Source organism: Stenotrophomonas cyclobalanopsidis (genome assembly GCF_008710035.1).
Lineage (GTDB): Bacteria > Pseudomonadota > Gammaproteobacteria > Xanthomonadales > Xanthomonadaceae > Stenotrophomonas > Stenotrophomonas cyclobalanopsidis.
This window is the reverse complement of record NZ_VYKI01000012.1, coordinates 1-13,319: the sequence shown is the minus strand read 5'-3', so window position 1 is coordinate 13,319 and position 13,319 is coordinate 1. Positions and strand designations below refer to the sequence as shown.

The following is a 13,319-nucleotide window of genomic DNA, read 5'->3' as shown; positions in this document are numbered from 1 at the left end:
CCTTTACTCGGGGTGGGGGTGTTGTGGGTGGCTTGCTCGTGTTCTTGCCCCACCCCCCCCCCCCCCCCCTCGACTCTACCCGCGCAGCGCTCAGGCCGCGCGCGCCACCAAGGCGCGGGCTGCACCGTCCTGCTCGATCTGGAACACCGACACCGAGGTACTCAGCGCGTTGGCCTGCTCTTCCAGCGCGCGGCTGGCCGCGGTCGCCTCTTCCACCAGAGCCGCGTTCTGCTGGGTCACCTGGTCCATCTGCATCACCACCTGGTTGACCTGCTCGATGCCCGCCGCCTGTTCCTTGCTGGCCGCAGCGATGTCGCTCATCAGCTGGTTGGTGCGCGAGCTGGCGTGGGCCAGGCGGGCGATCGCCGCCTCGGACTGCACGGTCACGGCCAGCCCGCTCTGCACCTTGGCGGCGGCATCCTCGATCAGCTCCTTGATCTCCTTCGCGGCCAAACCGGCGCGCTGCGCCAGGGTGCGCACTTCGCTGGCGACCACGGCAAAACCACGGCCCTGCTCGCCGGCACGTACCGCTTCGACGGCGGCGTTCAGCGCCAGGATGTTGGTCTGGAACGCGATGCCATCGATCACCGTGGAGATCTCCGAAATGCGCGCCGACGACTGGTCGATCTCGCCCATGACCGTTGCCATCTGCGCCATGGCCTGCTCGGTTTCGCGCACGGCCGCACCGGCCGCATGTGCTTCGCTGTCGGCCTGGCGGGCCAGGTCCGCATTCTGGCGCACGGTGGAGGTCAGCTCTTCCATCGATGCGGCCGCTTCTTCCAGGTTGGCGGCCTGCTGTTCGGTACGGCGCGAGAGGTCGCTGTTGCCGGCGGCCAGTTCCTGCGCGGCGTTGTTGATGCTGTCGGCCGCCACCTGGATGCCACGGACGATGCCGGTCAGCTGCGCGGTGGTGGTGTTGGCATCGTCGCGCATGCGGGCGAAGACGCCCTCGTAGTCACCGTTCATGCGCGCGGTCAGGTTGCCGTGCGAGATCGCGCGCAGCACATCGGAGACATCGGCGATGCTGGCCTGCGAGCTGGCCATCATCGCGTTCAGGTGTTCCACCATCGCGCGGTACTGGAACTGGAACGCCTCGGCATCGCCGCGCACGCTGAAATCGCCCGCGCCGGCGGCCCGGGCCAGCGTGTCGATCTGGGCGCTGATCGCCATCAGGCTCTGCTTCACCGCGGCCAGGGTGCGCGTGAACGCGCCCTTCTCGCCGGGATACTGCGGCAGGTCGCGGCTGAGATCGCCGATCGCATAGCGCTGCATGACTTCGGCCATCAGCAGTTCCACCTGCACGTGCGATTCCACCAGGCTGTTGGTGGCCTGCACCATCCGGCCGAAATCGCCGGGGAAGGCGCTGGCATCCATCCGGTAGCCGATGGCACCGGCCTCGTGCTGCTCGGCCATCTGCAGCTGCGCGCCGATGGCGGCCTGCACGCTCTGCCGCACGCTGCCCATGGCCTCGCCCAGCTGGGTCAGTTCATCACGGCCGCCCAGGCGGAACTCCTGGTCCAGCTCACCCATGGACAGGCGCTGTGCCAGCTGCACCGCGCGCGCCAGCGGGCCGGTCAGGCTGCGGCCGATCATCACCGAGGCAGCGATGCCGACCAGCAGCGCTGCGCCGCCCAGCCCCAGCAACTGCAACAGGCTGCGCTCGCCGAGGCGGATCGCTTCGGCGGCCGCTTCGCGGCTCTCTTTTTCCTCGAAGGCCACGCCATCGGCCAGCGCCTTGTTCCAGCCGTTGGCCGCGTCCTGCACCGGGCCCAGGGTCAGCGCGATGGCGCCGGGGAAATCGCCCTGCGCCATCAGTTCACTGGTCTGCTTGTTGAGCGGGCGCGCAACCGCACGCATGGCCGCGATGGCCTCGCCCATCGCCTTGCCGTCGGCATCGCCGGGCAGTGCCTGGTAGGCGGTCCAGCTGGTTTCGTAGCGCTTGACCAGATCAGCGATCCGCTGCTCATCGGCGTCGCGCGCGTCACCCTGGCGGATCAGCATCTCACGGCGCACGACCATCATCTGGTTGTTGGCATCGAGCATCTGCGACAGCAGGCGCACCTTGGTCACGCTGGTCTCGACCACCTGCTGCATCGCGCGCTTCTGTACGGCAGTGGCGGTGGCGCCGGTGGCGACCACGGCGGCCACCAGCAGCAGCAACAGGCCAAAGCCAAGACCAAGACGCCAGGCAACCCTGACATTCCTCAAGTAGTTCATGGGGGATCCAAACGGGGGGATAAGCCTGTATCGGCCTGCCTCACGCCGCCTTGACGTCGCCTCCATGAACAGCCGGGTGACGGTTCAGAATCCGGCTTCAGCCCGGAGCGCCACGGGGCTGCAAGGGGCAGGTACTGGCCAAGCGCGTGGCCAGATCCTCGCGGAGCGCACTGAGCGCAGCGATGCGGGCGTCGATGTCGGCGAGCTTTTCCTGCAGTGCGGCTGCCAGCAGCGGGCCGGCGTCGGCCTGTTCCCACAGCCGGGGCAGGCGTTGGCCGATCTCGGCCAGAGTGAAACCGAGCTGCTGGGCAGTGCGGATGTAGTGCACCAGCATCGCCGTTTCCTCGGGATAATCGCGGTAGCCATTGGCCAGGCGCCGCGCGCCGATCAGGCCCTGCTTCTCGTAGAACCGCAGTGCTTCGCGCGACAGGCCGCAGGCCTCGGCGAGTTCTCCAATCTGCATGGGCGGGTCCAGAAAGTGCTTGACCTTGAAGTTTACTTCAGCCCTGACAGTACGCCCTCTTTCCCCCGTTGAAGGCGTCCATGCTCACCTCCCGCTACCTCCGCATCGTCCGCGCCAGTGCGTTCTACGACCTGGTGGTCACCCTGCCCTTCGCCCTGCCCTGGACCTTCGCACCGCTGCATGCGGCGTTGGCTGCACTGGCCCAGGCCTGGCAGCTGCCCGGCCAGGTCCCCGCGCTGGATCCGCTGCACATGCTGCTGGCCAACCTGCTCGGCTCGGTGGTGGTGATGTGGTCGCTGGCCCGCGTGCTCGCCCCCAGCGTGCTGCTGGGCCGGCTGGATGCTGCGGCGCGCTGGCTGTTCGCGCTGTGGCAGGTGTATGCGGTGCTGCACGGTGCCAATGCGATCCTGCTGCTGTTCACCGTGGCCGAGATCGGCTTCGGCGTGTTGCAGAGCTGGCGCATCGAGGATCACCCCGCGCGTTGAGCGCTCATCTGCCACTCAGCAATACGCCGGTGTTTTCACGCGGGCTGGTCGCGGGGTGCAGGCATGGTGGGGGCACGTTCTAAAGGAGCTTTCCATGCCTTCACCCCGTGTTGCCGTGCTCGCACTGTCGTTGCTGGTTTCCCCTGCATTCGCGCAGACCCCGCCGGCCAACCTGCCCGCGCCCATCGCCGAACGCGCCGGACCGGACATCGCCGCACGCTCGCCACTGCACGCGCAGGTCCTGCTGGACCGCGCCAATTTCTCGCCCGGCCAGATCGATGGCGAAGTGGGCAGCAACCAGCGCCGCGCGGTGTCCGGCTTCCAGGCCGCACACGGGCTGACCGTCACCGGTGAACTGGACGATGCCACCTGGAAGGCACTGCAGGCCGATGCCAATGCGCCGCTTGCCAGCTACACCCTGACTGCCGAGGACGTGGCCGGTCCGTTCCAGCCGGTGCCGAAGGGCCCCGCCGCCCAGGCCAAGCTGAAGGCGCTGGGCTACGGCAGCGTAGAGGAAGCCTTGGGCGAGCGCTTCCACGCCTCGCCCGAACTGCTGAAGGCACTCAACCCCGGCGTTGACCTGGGCAAGGCTGGCAGCCGCATCCAGGTGCCGAACATCGCCCCGACACCACTGCCGAAGGCGGCCAAGGTGGTGGTCGACAAATCCGATTCCACCCTGCAGCTGCTTGATGCAGCGGGCAAGGTCATCGCGCAGGTGCCGGTGTCGTCGGGCAGCCAGCACGATCCGCTGCCGATCGGTGAATGGAAGATCCTCGGGGTGTCGCGCGACCCGACGTTCCACTACAACCCGAAGCTGTTCTGGGATGCGCGCAAGGGCGAGAAGAAAGCCACGCTGCCGCCGGGCCCGAACAATCCCGTGGGCCGGGTCTGGATCGACCTGTCCAAGCCGCATTACGGCCTGCACGGCACGCCCGAACCCGGCCATGTGGGCAAGACCGAATCACATGGCTGCGTGCGCATGACCAACTGGGATGCGCTGCGCGTGGCCGATGCGGTGGATACCTCGGTACCCGTCGTGATGCAGGAGTGAGGCGATGCGTCTTTCGCAGCTGATCGTACTGGGCGTGCTGCTGGGGCTGGGTGCCGGCTGGTGGCTGCGCCGCGATGCGGGTGAGCCGGTGGCGGTTGCCCGGCCCGCAGCTCAGCCTGCGGTGGCCGCGGCGCCGCCGGCTGCGGCTGCAACGCCGCGCGCGGACGCTCCGGCTCCTGCGGCCGTGCCGCCATCCAGCGCCACCGATGCGCCAACCGGGCTGCTGCTGCCGGTGCAGGGCATCCAGGCCTCGCAGCTGCGCGACACCTTCACCGATGCACGCAGCGAGGGTCGCGTGCACGATGCCATCGACATCATGGCCGACGCCGGCACGCCGGTGCTGGCGGTGGCCGATGGCACGGTGGAAAAACTGTTCGACAGCCAGCGCGGCGGGCTGACGATCTACCAGTTCGAGCCCAGCGGACGCTGGTGCTACTACTACGCCCACCTGCAGCGCTATGCCAATGGCCTGGCGGAAAAGCAGGTGATCAAGCGCGGTGAAGTGATCGGCTACGTCGGCAGCACCGGCAACGCCAGCGCCGAGGCCCCGCACCTGCATTTCGAGGTGCACGTGCTGGGCCCGGAGAAGCAATGGTGGAAGGGCGAATCGATCAACCCTTACCCGTTGCTGCAGGCGGCTGGCCGCTAAGGCTTCAGCCGACTGCGCTGCGTGCGGCGCGCAGGCCGGCCTGCAGCGTGTTCACTTCGGCCATCCATTCGTCCAGCGAATCGACCTCGTCCCACAGCTCACGCAGCTCACTGTCTTCGGCCGTCACCTGCTGTACGGCGCGTTCGGCCAGTGCCAGCAGCGCGGCGGTCGGGCGCTGTGGATTGGCCTTCATCCACGCCTGCAGGTCTTCCTCTTCGGCGATCGCCGGCGAGGGGTTGCCCAGCAGCGCCAGGATCACTTCCGCTGCGGCCAGGGCCTTGCTGCCATCGCCGGCATCCAGGTCTTCGTCGGTCTCGGCAGCGGTGCGCAGCGCGTCTTCCAGCAGTGAAAGATCCGTGCTTTCGCGCAGGTCGCAGACCAGATCGCAGGCGTCATCGTTCTCGAATGTACCGCTGCCCCATGCACCCATGATGTTGCTCCTTCCTTGATTGATGTCCTGCCACGCGCGGACCGCGAGGCGCGACGCAGAAGCATGCGGCACGGCAGCGGATCGTGGCAACCCACCGGCGCACTCAGAGACCGCAGGCCACCAGCAACGCTTCACAGGCGGCGATGAGGTCTTCCACCAGGCGCCCGCTGACATCCAGTTCGCCCTCGTACTCGGCGATGTTGCGCTGCTGGTGGCACTTGTCGAGCACCCGCCATACCTCCGGGCCGACGCCCAGCGTGTGCTTGAGCGACTGGAACACGATGTAGCGGTTGCTGGGCCGGAACCCCTGTGCACGAAGCGCGGCCAGGCTCAATGCGTGGGCGGCGTTGTAGGCCAGGTCGAAGCGGCTTTCCAGCGAAAGCGTGGCATTGCGTGCGTCACGCAGCCGCGCCAGGCCCGAGCGCTGCAGGCCTTCGATCTCGCGCGGATCCGGCGGCTCGGCGCTGAGCGGTTTACCCGGCCCGACCAGGTTCTGCAATGGCGAGGTCATCCATTCCTCCAATCACCCACAGCTTGGGTTGTTCCAGTACACGCTGCAGGAAGGCATTGCCCTTGTGCAGGCGATCGTTCAATTCGTCGTGCGTGTACAGCGTCGGGTTCACCGGCCGTCCCAGGCGATCTTCCAGCGGATCGAGCACGGCCATCAGCTCAGCATAGCCCAGCGTATCAGAGACCAGCATCAGGTCGATGTCGCTGTGCGCGCTGTCGGTGCGCTTGGCCACCGAACCGAAGACGAAGGCCGCTGCAATCTGGTCCTGCAGCGGCTGCAGTGCGTCGCGCAGCGGCTGTGCCAGGCCGATGGTCTTGTGCACCAGCGCCACCAGTTCGGCATGGATCGGCGAGCCCGCAAACGCGCGATAGCGCTTCTGGTTGCCGACCTTGCGCTGCTCCACCAGCCCACTGGCGACCAGCTTGGCCACTTCGCGCTGCACGGCGCCGGAACCAGCACCGCTGCCACTGATCAGCGCGGAAATGCTGAAATCACGGCGGTCCTGCCCGAACAGCAGGGCCAGCACCCGTTGCTGGGTCTGGGTGAACAGCGCGTCAGCCAGGCCGATGGGGCCTGTGGAAGTCGAGGGGGCGGCGTGGTTACCCATATTGGGCATTATTGTGCCCATATTGGGTATTTGGCAAGTGCAGGGCCTGCCCCGCCGGGCATGGCCCGGCGCTACCGGGCGCTGTTGCGCCGTTGCCAGCGCCTCAGCGCGATGCTGGCGGCGGCCAGCCCGCCGGCGGCAATCAGTAAAAGCAGCGCCACCCGCTGCCAGAAGAAGAACGGCCACAGCCAGAGGTAATCCAGATCGGTCAGTTTCAACACGTCCATCGGCGGCAGCAGTTCCACCGAGGCCGCTCGCCCGGCCAGCGCCGGGTCAACCTCCAGCACGGTCAGCCGCAGCCAGGAACGCCCGCGCGGCAGTGCATCCCCCCGCCCATAGCCGAAGTATGAGGCGGCGAACCTGCTGGGCCCGACCGACTCCAGCGCACGGGAAACATCCGTTCCGGGCGCGCCCGAGCGTGTCTTCGCGCGGAATTCGTTGTGATCGGTCGGGGTCTCCGCGCGCAGGCGCAGCTCCGGATTGATCGACGGATCGGCGCCGTCATCGGCGTAGCGCAGGCGCAGCCGCAACGGGTCGTCGATGAAACGGTAGACCGTGATCTCGGCGGTCGCGCCGGGCTGCAGCACCAGTGGCAGGGTCTGCGTGCGCGAGGCCAGGTGGTTGGCGGCCGCGCCCAACACCAGCGCGATGCAGGCCAGCGCCCACAGGCTCCACAGCACCCACAGGGTCACCCGCGCGACCGTCTCGCCCTTCATGCCGAACTCCCGGTCATCGCTGCGTCCCTGCTGGCGTTGGCCACAACGTAGCGCAGAACTGCACGTGTCCATAGTGCCGGTGTACAGCAACGCCTGAACCTACCCGGTACCTCGCCAGATGGCGAGGCTGGGCATCGCACATGCAGAACGGAGGTCAGGCCGGCCTGACTTCCCGGCAGACCAGTTCCGCCAGTTCGCGGCAGGCGAAGAACAACCCTTCCACCACGCCCTCATCGAGGTGGCGGCGGGGCGTGGCCATGGTCTTGCAGCGGTTGGCGGCGTGCAGCATCTCCGCCGCCGTGAGGATGGCCACGGCCGCACGGTCGATCCGCGCCAGCGACTGGCGTCTGCCGTCGGACAGGTTTTCCTCCGGCCAGAGCATGCCATCGGAGCCTTCGCCATCCCGGATGCGGGTGAGGCAGCCCTGGAAGGTGCTGATATCGGAGGTGGATTCTTCCTCGTCGTTGACGGCATCAACAACATGGAACGGCGGGTTCTTGCGAGTGGTCATGGCGTCGGCTTCCCTGGCTGTACGTAACAGCGCCACCGCGCGGAAGCGGGGTGGCGGACGGTGCGGGATCCAAACCGGTGCATAGCTAATCCGGTGGGTCCGAAGACCCCCACGCACCGCCCGCCATAAAGGCCGACGGATTGCCAGCCGGCACCGCTTCAGGACGGTGCCGGCTGGCAAGCGTTTACAGCTATGCATCGGGCTTGGATTCCCGGCCACCCTTTTTCGGTGGCGCGCCATGTTGTCTACGCCTGCACGTTCGATTCAATGAGAAAAATCCGAAAGGTTCGGAGGGAATCGAGCGTGCGGTGCGAAGTGTTGCATGCGCGGGGAGCGTTGGATGCGACAGAAATAGGCGCGAATTTGCTGGTGCGCGGGCGAGAGCGACGCGCAGTGACGCAAACAACCCGCGCTTTCGAATGGCGCGTGACGTTTATCGCTTACCAGAAGTTGTATGCGGGGATCGTGCGGGAAGTGCGAGGGGCGCGTGGCTTGGGGGAATCTGACGTGGATGGCCGATTTAGAGTGCCGGAAGCGACATGCTGGTGGCTTCGGTTCTGCCAGCCATGGGCTGGCACTACTGTTGCGGCCTCGACCGGGCCACCGGCAGAAATATCAGCCTCCTAGAAGATAACGCAGAACTGTACTTGCCCGTGGCAGTGTCCATGTGAGAAGCAACCCAGCTTCGTTCAATCAGATCGCGACATGTTCCTTATCACTGAAGCGGGTTGTGAAATAGAACAGCCTGCCCAGCATTTCTTCTCCTTCGCAGCGCTGTGTCATGGCCGGTGGCATAGGCGGGGCGATCACCTCCAGCATCCCGTGCCTGGCGCTTCGGGATTACGGAACTTCCTGGCTTTCTCCAACGCCCCTTTCACCCTCTCTCAGACTTGGCGAAATGAGTTTAATCCGAGCCGAGCTGCCATCTCTGACCCTGCTACCGCAACTTCCCCAGCTCGTCCGCAATTTCCATGCTATGAATGCAGCGCCTTGCTTTAAGGTCTTTCAGGGATTTAAGAGATGGCTGACGTTTGGGAGAGTATGGACCATGTGACACTCCGCATCCGAGCGTACGAAAAGCCAACCAATTGGACACCCAGCGCCAAACGGATTGGACAGCGTCGCCAAATGAACTGGACACCGCCGCCAAACAGATTGGACACCCGCACCGTACAGGACAGCGACGCCATACTGGACACCACTAGCCAGCATGCGAACCGTGATGGATTTCACGTGAAGGTGATTTTTCCCGGCAGCTGATGTCGAAATTGACATGCTTTCACTTGCAAGCTGGTGAACCGCTCCGAGAAAGCCACAAGCCGCCCATTGGGCGGCTCGTGGTTTGGTGCAAACGAAACAACGAAAGAGTGCGCGCCTATCGCCTTCGGTGCGAGTTTTTCCACCACTGCTTCAGCGCAAGAAACAGATGAAGCAATAGAAAGATCACCGCAAAGTAGCCCCAGATCCGCAACCCAATATGGATAGCGTCCGGGTGGTGGCGATACGTAAGAACTGCGAAGTACGAAAGGCCAAAGCACGCGGCGAGAAATTGAGTTCCTAGGAAACCTTTCATCATGGAACTCATTTCTTCTTCTCCAAGTCTTTCTGTACGACAGTCGCTCCTGCTCCCGCGAGATTCTGACCCGCTTGGGATGCCGCGCCTTGGAGTGCGGATTGCCTTGGAATCGCCACTCCAGTCGATGCCGTGGTGCTTGCAATGTTGGGTGCACCCGGGGCGGATGACTGGCTTAGCTTCTGCAGTGTTCCCCGAGCAGCGGGGCCCGCGAAGTCACCCATGGCAGCGCCAACACCTGAGGCCGCCAATCCTCCAGCTGCACTGCCAATCGCATTTGAAGCGACGCCTTCCGCCGTGATGGGCTGGCCTTTGATTGCGCTCTCTGCGGCGGAACCGGCCCCGCCCGCCACTGCATTAACAACTGTCTGTATTGCAACCGCACGCCCTACCGAGATCGTGCCGGAACCGACTGCAGCAACGGCTAGTCCACCAGCGCCGCCGGAGACAGAGCCAACGGCGGCAGCAATGCCAAACTCCACTTTGTCGATAGGCTTACCCGGATTCATGGCTTTTTGAACCGCGATGTCTGCGAGGCCGCCCAAGACGGCACCGTAGATGAAGGGCATTACCGGAATTCTTCCGTCCGGATCGGTGAAGGAATACGGATTGCCGTAAGCGTAACTGTATCGATTGAAGTGTTTCGGGCTTGAGTGCGTAGAAACGGGATCTACCGAGAGGAAGAGCCCCAGCTGGGGATCGTAGTAGCGCTGCTGCATGTAGCTCAACCCAGTGGCAGCATCGCTCACGTGCCCCGTATATCCTGGTCCATCCGTAACCTGCCCGCCGACAACGCCCCCATAGGGTTCGTAGTCATAGCGCTTGACCACGTTGCCATTGGCGTCGGTCTCGGCAACCACCGAACCAAGCGCATCGGTATGAATGTAGGTGACCGTCTCGGTGCTTGCCGATTGCGCTTGCGCCAAGCTCATCAATGGTATGCAACAGAGCCAGGCACCCATGAGGCCCCGTTTACGAAAGCGCTTCGCCAAACCGCAAAGATTGGGGCTAACACGACGATCGGTCCCCTCAAGCTTTTCCATCCTTCCAATCCCTTTGAAAGAGCCTTCCAGCAAGATCCCGTCTTCATATCACAGTCTCCGATGGCAGGGGAAGACGCGCTGCAAACCAGTGCGTGTTGACGTGAATCAAGTGGTGGCTGTTGCCACGCTGCTCTTTCAGGAGCATTCGCAGATATGGTGGTTGGATGCCCCAAGAGGGATTGGCGTAGCACTTGGAAATGCGTGGCCATGTGAAACCATGGATAGCGCGAAGGAGGTTGAGTAATCAGCGCTTCATTCAGCATCCACAGACCCGCCTATTGGGTCACCCTTTACACTTACCGAGGATACGTACGCACGTGCTGCGCCCATGCGGTCGGCCACTTCGTCCGGTATCAGGCGCTGTCGCCGGCCTGCATGGAGCACCGACGATGCCCAACCCCAAGCAATGTTGTTGGAGGCAACCCAGCGCCGGGCCTCGTTGCTGGGTGCGACACGGTCCAGCTGCCGTACCAGAATCGATTTGACCGAGCTGACGCTGGGTAAAGTTGCAGCTCGCGCCTGTGGTGGAGGGACATGTGCCGAAGGGCATGTCGCGAAGGCATTGGGTGGCAACAAGGCCGACATCCGGTTTACTGAAGCGGTCCGACCGAGAACGGGCGCGGAAGTTCCTGTTTGCGCAAGCTGTGAGGCAGAGTACGGCAGGGGGGCTTTCCCAAAGGAAGCCAAATTCCAAAGAGATGAATTGTCGAAATGATCACAATACAGGCATATCCCGATGGCATCGAGTGCACATGGTTGGGAATGGATCAACGTGGAACGGTTGCGGCCTTTGTTACTTCCGGCGAAGGTGAAATTCCAACAGCGCTGTTGATGCAAGCCAACGTTGATCTGCGCAATATCGAAACTCTTCTGATGGATCTTCCGGTAACGGGAGATGTCAATTTACGCGTAAGTGTTGCACGGCCCGACGACTTTTTGGACATGGCCTGTCGCGGTCTTTACGTGTACGACTGGAGTGGCAGTAAATACGTGCTTGTTGCAGAGCCAGAGATTGCGATTCAAATTTCCGATCTTGATGACAAATTTAAGGCCATTGCAAAACATGCAGCGTTTGATTTAATCGAGTTTCCCAAATGGGACACCATTTCGGTTGGATCCATGATGGAAGCAGTGCAGCCTGGGATGTGGATTTCCGGAAATTTCATTGAATCGGGTCGAGTTGAGTCGTCGCAATTTGCTGGCAGCGATCCAGCACCTGGCCATGCGACGGAGACTGCTCCGGCCAAAAAAGAAGCGCCGCGACCCTCAGGGAGTCGCGGCGCTCTTTTTCAATTGCACAGCGTTACCACCACGCCGGGCATGGCCCGGCGCTACCGCCCACTCAGGCGAACGGATCCTGCAGGACCATGGTGTGGTCGCGGTCCGGGCCGGTGGAGACGATGCTGATCGGGCAACCGGCCAGCTCTTCCAGCGAACGCAGGTAGGCACGTGCGGCCGGAGGCAGCTCGTCCCAGTGGGTGATGCCGTGGGTGTTCTCGCTCCAGCCCGGGAACTCCAGATAGACCGGGGTGCAGTCTTCCCAGCCCTGTGCATCCAGCGGCGCGTACTCGGTGCGCTTGCCGTTGTATTCGTAGGCGATGCAGACCTTCAGCTTTTCCATGCCGTCCAGCACGTCCAGCTTGGTGATGCACAGGCCGCTGATGCCGTTGATGGCCACGGCGCGCTTCAGCGCGACGATGTCCATCCAGCCGCAACGACGCGGGCGACCGGTCGAAGCACCGTACTCGGCGCCGCGGTCACGGATGCCCTGGCCGATTTCATCGTCCAGCTCGGTCGGGAACGGGCCACCGCCGACGCGGGTCGCGTAGGCCTTGGCGATGCCCAGCACGTAGTCGATCGCATCGGCACCGACGCCGGCACCGGCCAGCGCGCCACCGACGGTGGTGTTGGAGCTGGTGACGTACGGGTAGGTGCCGTGGTCGATGTCCAGCAGTGCGCCCTGCGCGCCTTCGAACAGCACGCGCTTACCCTGCTTGCGCAGGTCGTGCAGGATGCCGGCCACATCGGACTTCATCGGCTGCACGTATTCGCCGAAGGCCAGTGCTTCGTCGAAGGTCTTCTGGAAATCGACCGCATCGGTGTTCAGATAGTTGGTCAGCACGAAGTTGTGGTAATCCAGCGCGGTGCGCAGCAGCTCTTCCAGCTGCTTGGGGTAATGCAGGTCGGCGATGCGGATGCCGCGGCGCGCCACCTTGTCTTCGTAGGCCGGGCCGATGCCGCGACCGGTGGTGCCGATCGCCTTGCCGCCGGCAGCGCGTTCGCGCGCCTGGTCCAGGGCGATGTGGTACGGCATGATCAGCGGCGCGGCCGGGGAGATCTTCAGGCGCGAACGCACTTCAACGCCGGAGGCTTCCAGCTCGGCAATTTCCTTCTGCAGCGCGGCCGGCGAGATGACCACGCCATTGCCGATCAGGCACAGCGCATCGTCACGCAGGATGCCCGACGGGATCAGGTGCAGGACGGTCTTCTTGCCATTGATGACCAGGGTGTGGCCGGCATTGTGGCCGCCCTGGAAGCGCACCACGGCGCCGATTTCCTCGGTGAGCAGATCGACGATCTTGCCCTTGCCTTCATCGCCCCACTGGGCACCCAACACTACGACAGACTGACCCATGACGGGCTCCTCGATTTGTTGCGGCCATCGGGGCCGCGGACGGGTAAACCGCGGCGGGGCTGGCCAGCACCTGGATGGCGGCTCCAAACGGGGAGCGGCCGGCGATGGAAGGCCCAGACACGGAAAAAGCCGAACGGGGAGGCCCGTCCGGCTTTTGTGCATTATCCGGGTTTCCAGGGTCCGGTGCCACCCTTCCGACGGACGGCTTTACCGGCCGGTCAGGCGCCCATGCTCGGCTGCCGTATCGCCGCTGCGCGGCGCCGCCAGAGCATAGGCTCGGGCGCTGCATCCGGTCGCCCCAGTAGAGCCGAGATCCTATGTTCGTGGTCAAGCCTGTTGGAAGCAGGCTTGGCCTACCTTCAGCATGGCTGGGTCGAATTCCTTGCCACTCTTGAATACGCCCCACGCAATCCTGGCCAGTTTTCTGG

The 13,319-nt window shown here is 64.2% G+C and carries 13 protein-coding genes and 1 pseudogene; 4 read left to right on the top strand and 10 right to left on the bottom strand.

Translation table 11 applies throughout. From position 1 onward, the window contains the following. Positions 1-90 precede the first annotated feature (90 nt). Together FJU31_RS10845 and FJU31_RS10840 are read right to left on the bottom strand one after the other, a co-directional pair. Positions 91-2,217, bottom strand: coding sequence for a methyl-accepting chemotaxis protein (locus tag FJU31_RS10845; protein WP_150454759.1), 2,127 nt, complete (start codon positions 2,215-2,217; stop codon positions 91-93). 97 nt (positions 2,218-2,314) lie between these two features. After that, on the bottom strand, positions 2,315-2,680 hold the full coding sequence (locus tag FJU31_RS10840; protein WP_150454758.1) for a MerR family transcriptional regulator: 366 nt from the start codon (positions 2,678-2,680) through the stop codon (positions 2,315-2,317). An 80-nt stretch (positions 2,681-2,760) separates the two neighbouring features. Between FJU31_RS10840 and FJU31_RS10835 the strand changes: the two genes are divergently transcribed. From FJU31_RS10835 to FJU31_RS10825, 3 genes are all read left to right on the top strand, one after another. Next, complete coding sequence (locus FJU31_RS10835; RefSeq protein WP_150454757.1) at positions 2,761-3,165, top strand: hypothetical protein; 405 nt, start codon at positions 2,761-2,763, stop codon at positions 3,163-3,165. A gap of 94 nt (positions 3,166-3,259) precedes the next feature. Beyond that, positions 3,260-4,216: a L,D-transpeptidase family protein gene (locus tag FJU31_RS10830; RefSeq protein ID WP_150454756.1), complete on the top strand. Its 957-nt coding sequence runs from the start codon at positions 3,260-3,262 to the stop codon at positions 4,214-4,216. A gap of 4 nt (positions 4,217-4,220) precedes the next feature. Further along, positions 4,221-4,865, top strand: coding sequence for a M23 family metallopeptidase (locus tag FJU31_RS10825; protein ID WP_150454755.1), 645 nt, complete (start codon positions 4,221-4,223; stop codon positions 4,863-4,865). A gap of 4 nt (positions 4,866-4,869) precedes the next feature. Here FJU31_RS10825 and FJU31_RS10820 read toward each other — a convergent pair whose 3' ends face one another. The 6 genes from FJU31_RS10820 to FJU31_RS10795 all read right to left on the bottom strand — a co-directional run bounded on the left by FJU31_RS10820 (position 4,870) and on the right by FJU31_RS10795 (position 10,256). Then, positions 4,870-5,295, bottom strand: coding sequence for a DUF4259 domain-containing protein (locus FJU31_RS10820; RefSeq protein ID WP_188115487.1), 426 nt, complete (start codon positions 5,293-5,295; stop codon positions 4,870-4,872). Between the two features lie 103 nt (positions 5,296-5,398). Beyond that, entirely contained in the window at positions 5,399-5,806 is a 408-nt protein-coding gene (locus tag FJU31_RS10815; protein WP_150454753.1) for a hypothetical protein, read from the bottom strand. Beyond that, positions 5,769-6,413 carry a transcriptional regulator gene (locus tag FJU31_RS10810; RefSeq protein ID WP_246161300.1) on the bottom strand — a complete coding sequence of 215 codons (645 nt, stop codon included), beginning with the start codon at positions 6,411-6,413 and terminating at the stop codon, positions 5,769-5,771. Before FJU31_RS10810 ends, FJU31_RS10815 begins: the two co-directional genes overlap by 38 nt. A 71-nt stretch (positions 6,414-6,484) precedes the next feature. After that, complete coding sequence (locus FJU31_RS10805) at positions 6,485-7,129, bottom strand: hypothetical protein (protein WP_150454751.1); 645 nt, start codon at positions 7,127-7,129, stop codon at positions 6,485-6,487. A 154-nt stretch (positions 7,130-7,283) separates the two neighbouring features. After that, a complete protein-coding gene (locus FJU31_RS10800) occupies positions 7,284-7,640 on the bottom strand; it encodes a hypothetical protein (RefSeq protein ID WP_150454750.1) in 357 nt (118 codons plus the stop codon). Positions 7,641-9,221: 1,581 nt separating this feature from the next. Then, a complete protein-coding gene (locus FJU31_RS10795; RefSeq protein WP_150454749.1) occupies positions 9,222-10,256 on the bottom strand; it encodes an RHS repeat domain-containing protein in 1,035 nt (344 codons plus the stop codon). A 711-nt stretch (positions 10,257-10,967) separates the two neighbouring features. Here FJU31_RS10795 and FJU31_RS10790 point away from each other — a divergent pair. Further along, positions 10,968-11,663 carry a hypothetical protein gene (locus FJU31_RS10790; RefSeq protein WP_150454748.1) on the top strand — a complete coding sequence of 232 codons (696 nt, stop codon included), beginning with the start codon at positions 10,968-10,970 and terminating at the stop codon, positions 11,661-11,663. Here FJU31_RS10790 and FJU31_RS10785 read toward each other — a convergent pair. Both FJU31_RS10785 and FJU31_RS19630 read right to left on the bottom strand, forming a co-directional pair. Then, positions 11,599-12,891 (bottom strand): adenylosuccinate synthase, encoded by a 1,293-nt coding sequence (locus FJU31_RS10785; RefSeq protein ID WP_150454747.1) that lies wholly within the window; start codon positions 12,889-12,891, stop codon positions 11,599-11,601. The two genes, FJU31_RS10790 and FJU31_RS10785, sit on opposite strands and share 65 nt — an antisense overlap. A 327-nt stretch (positions 12,892-13,218) precedes the next feature. Beyond that, positions 13,219-13,319, bottom strand: a pseudogene (locus FJU31_RS19630) (IS110 family transposase); the annotation flags it as partial.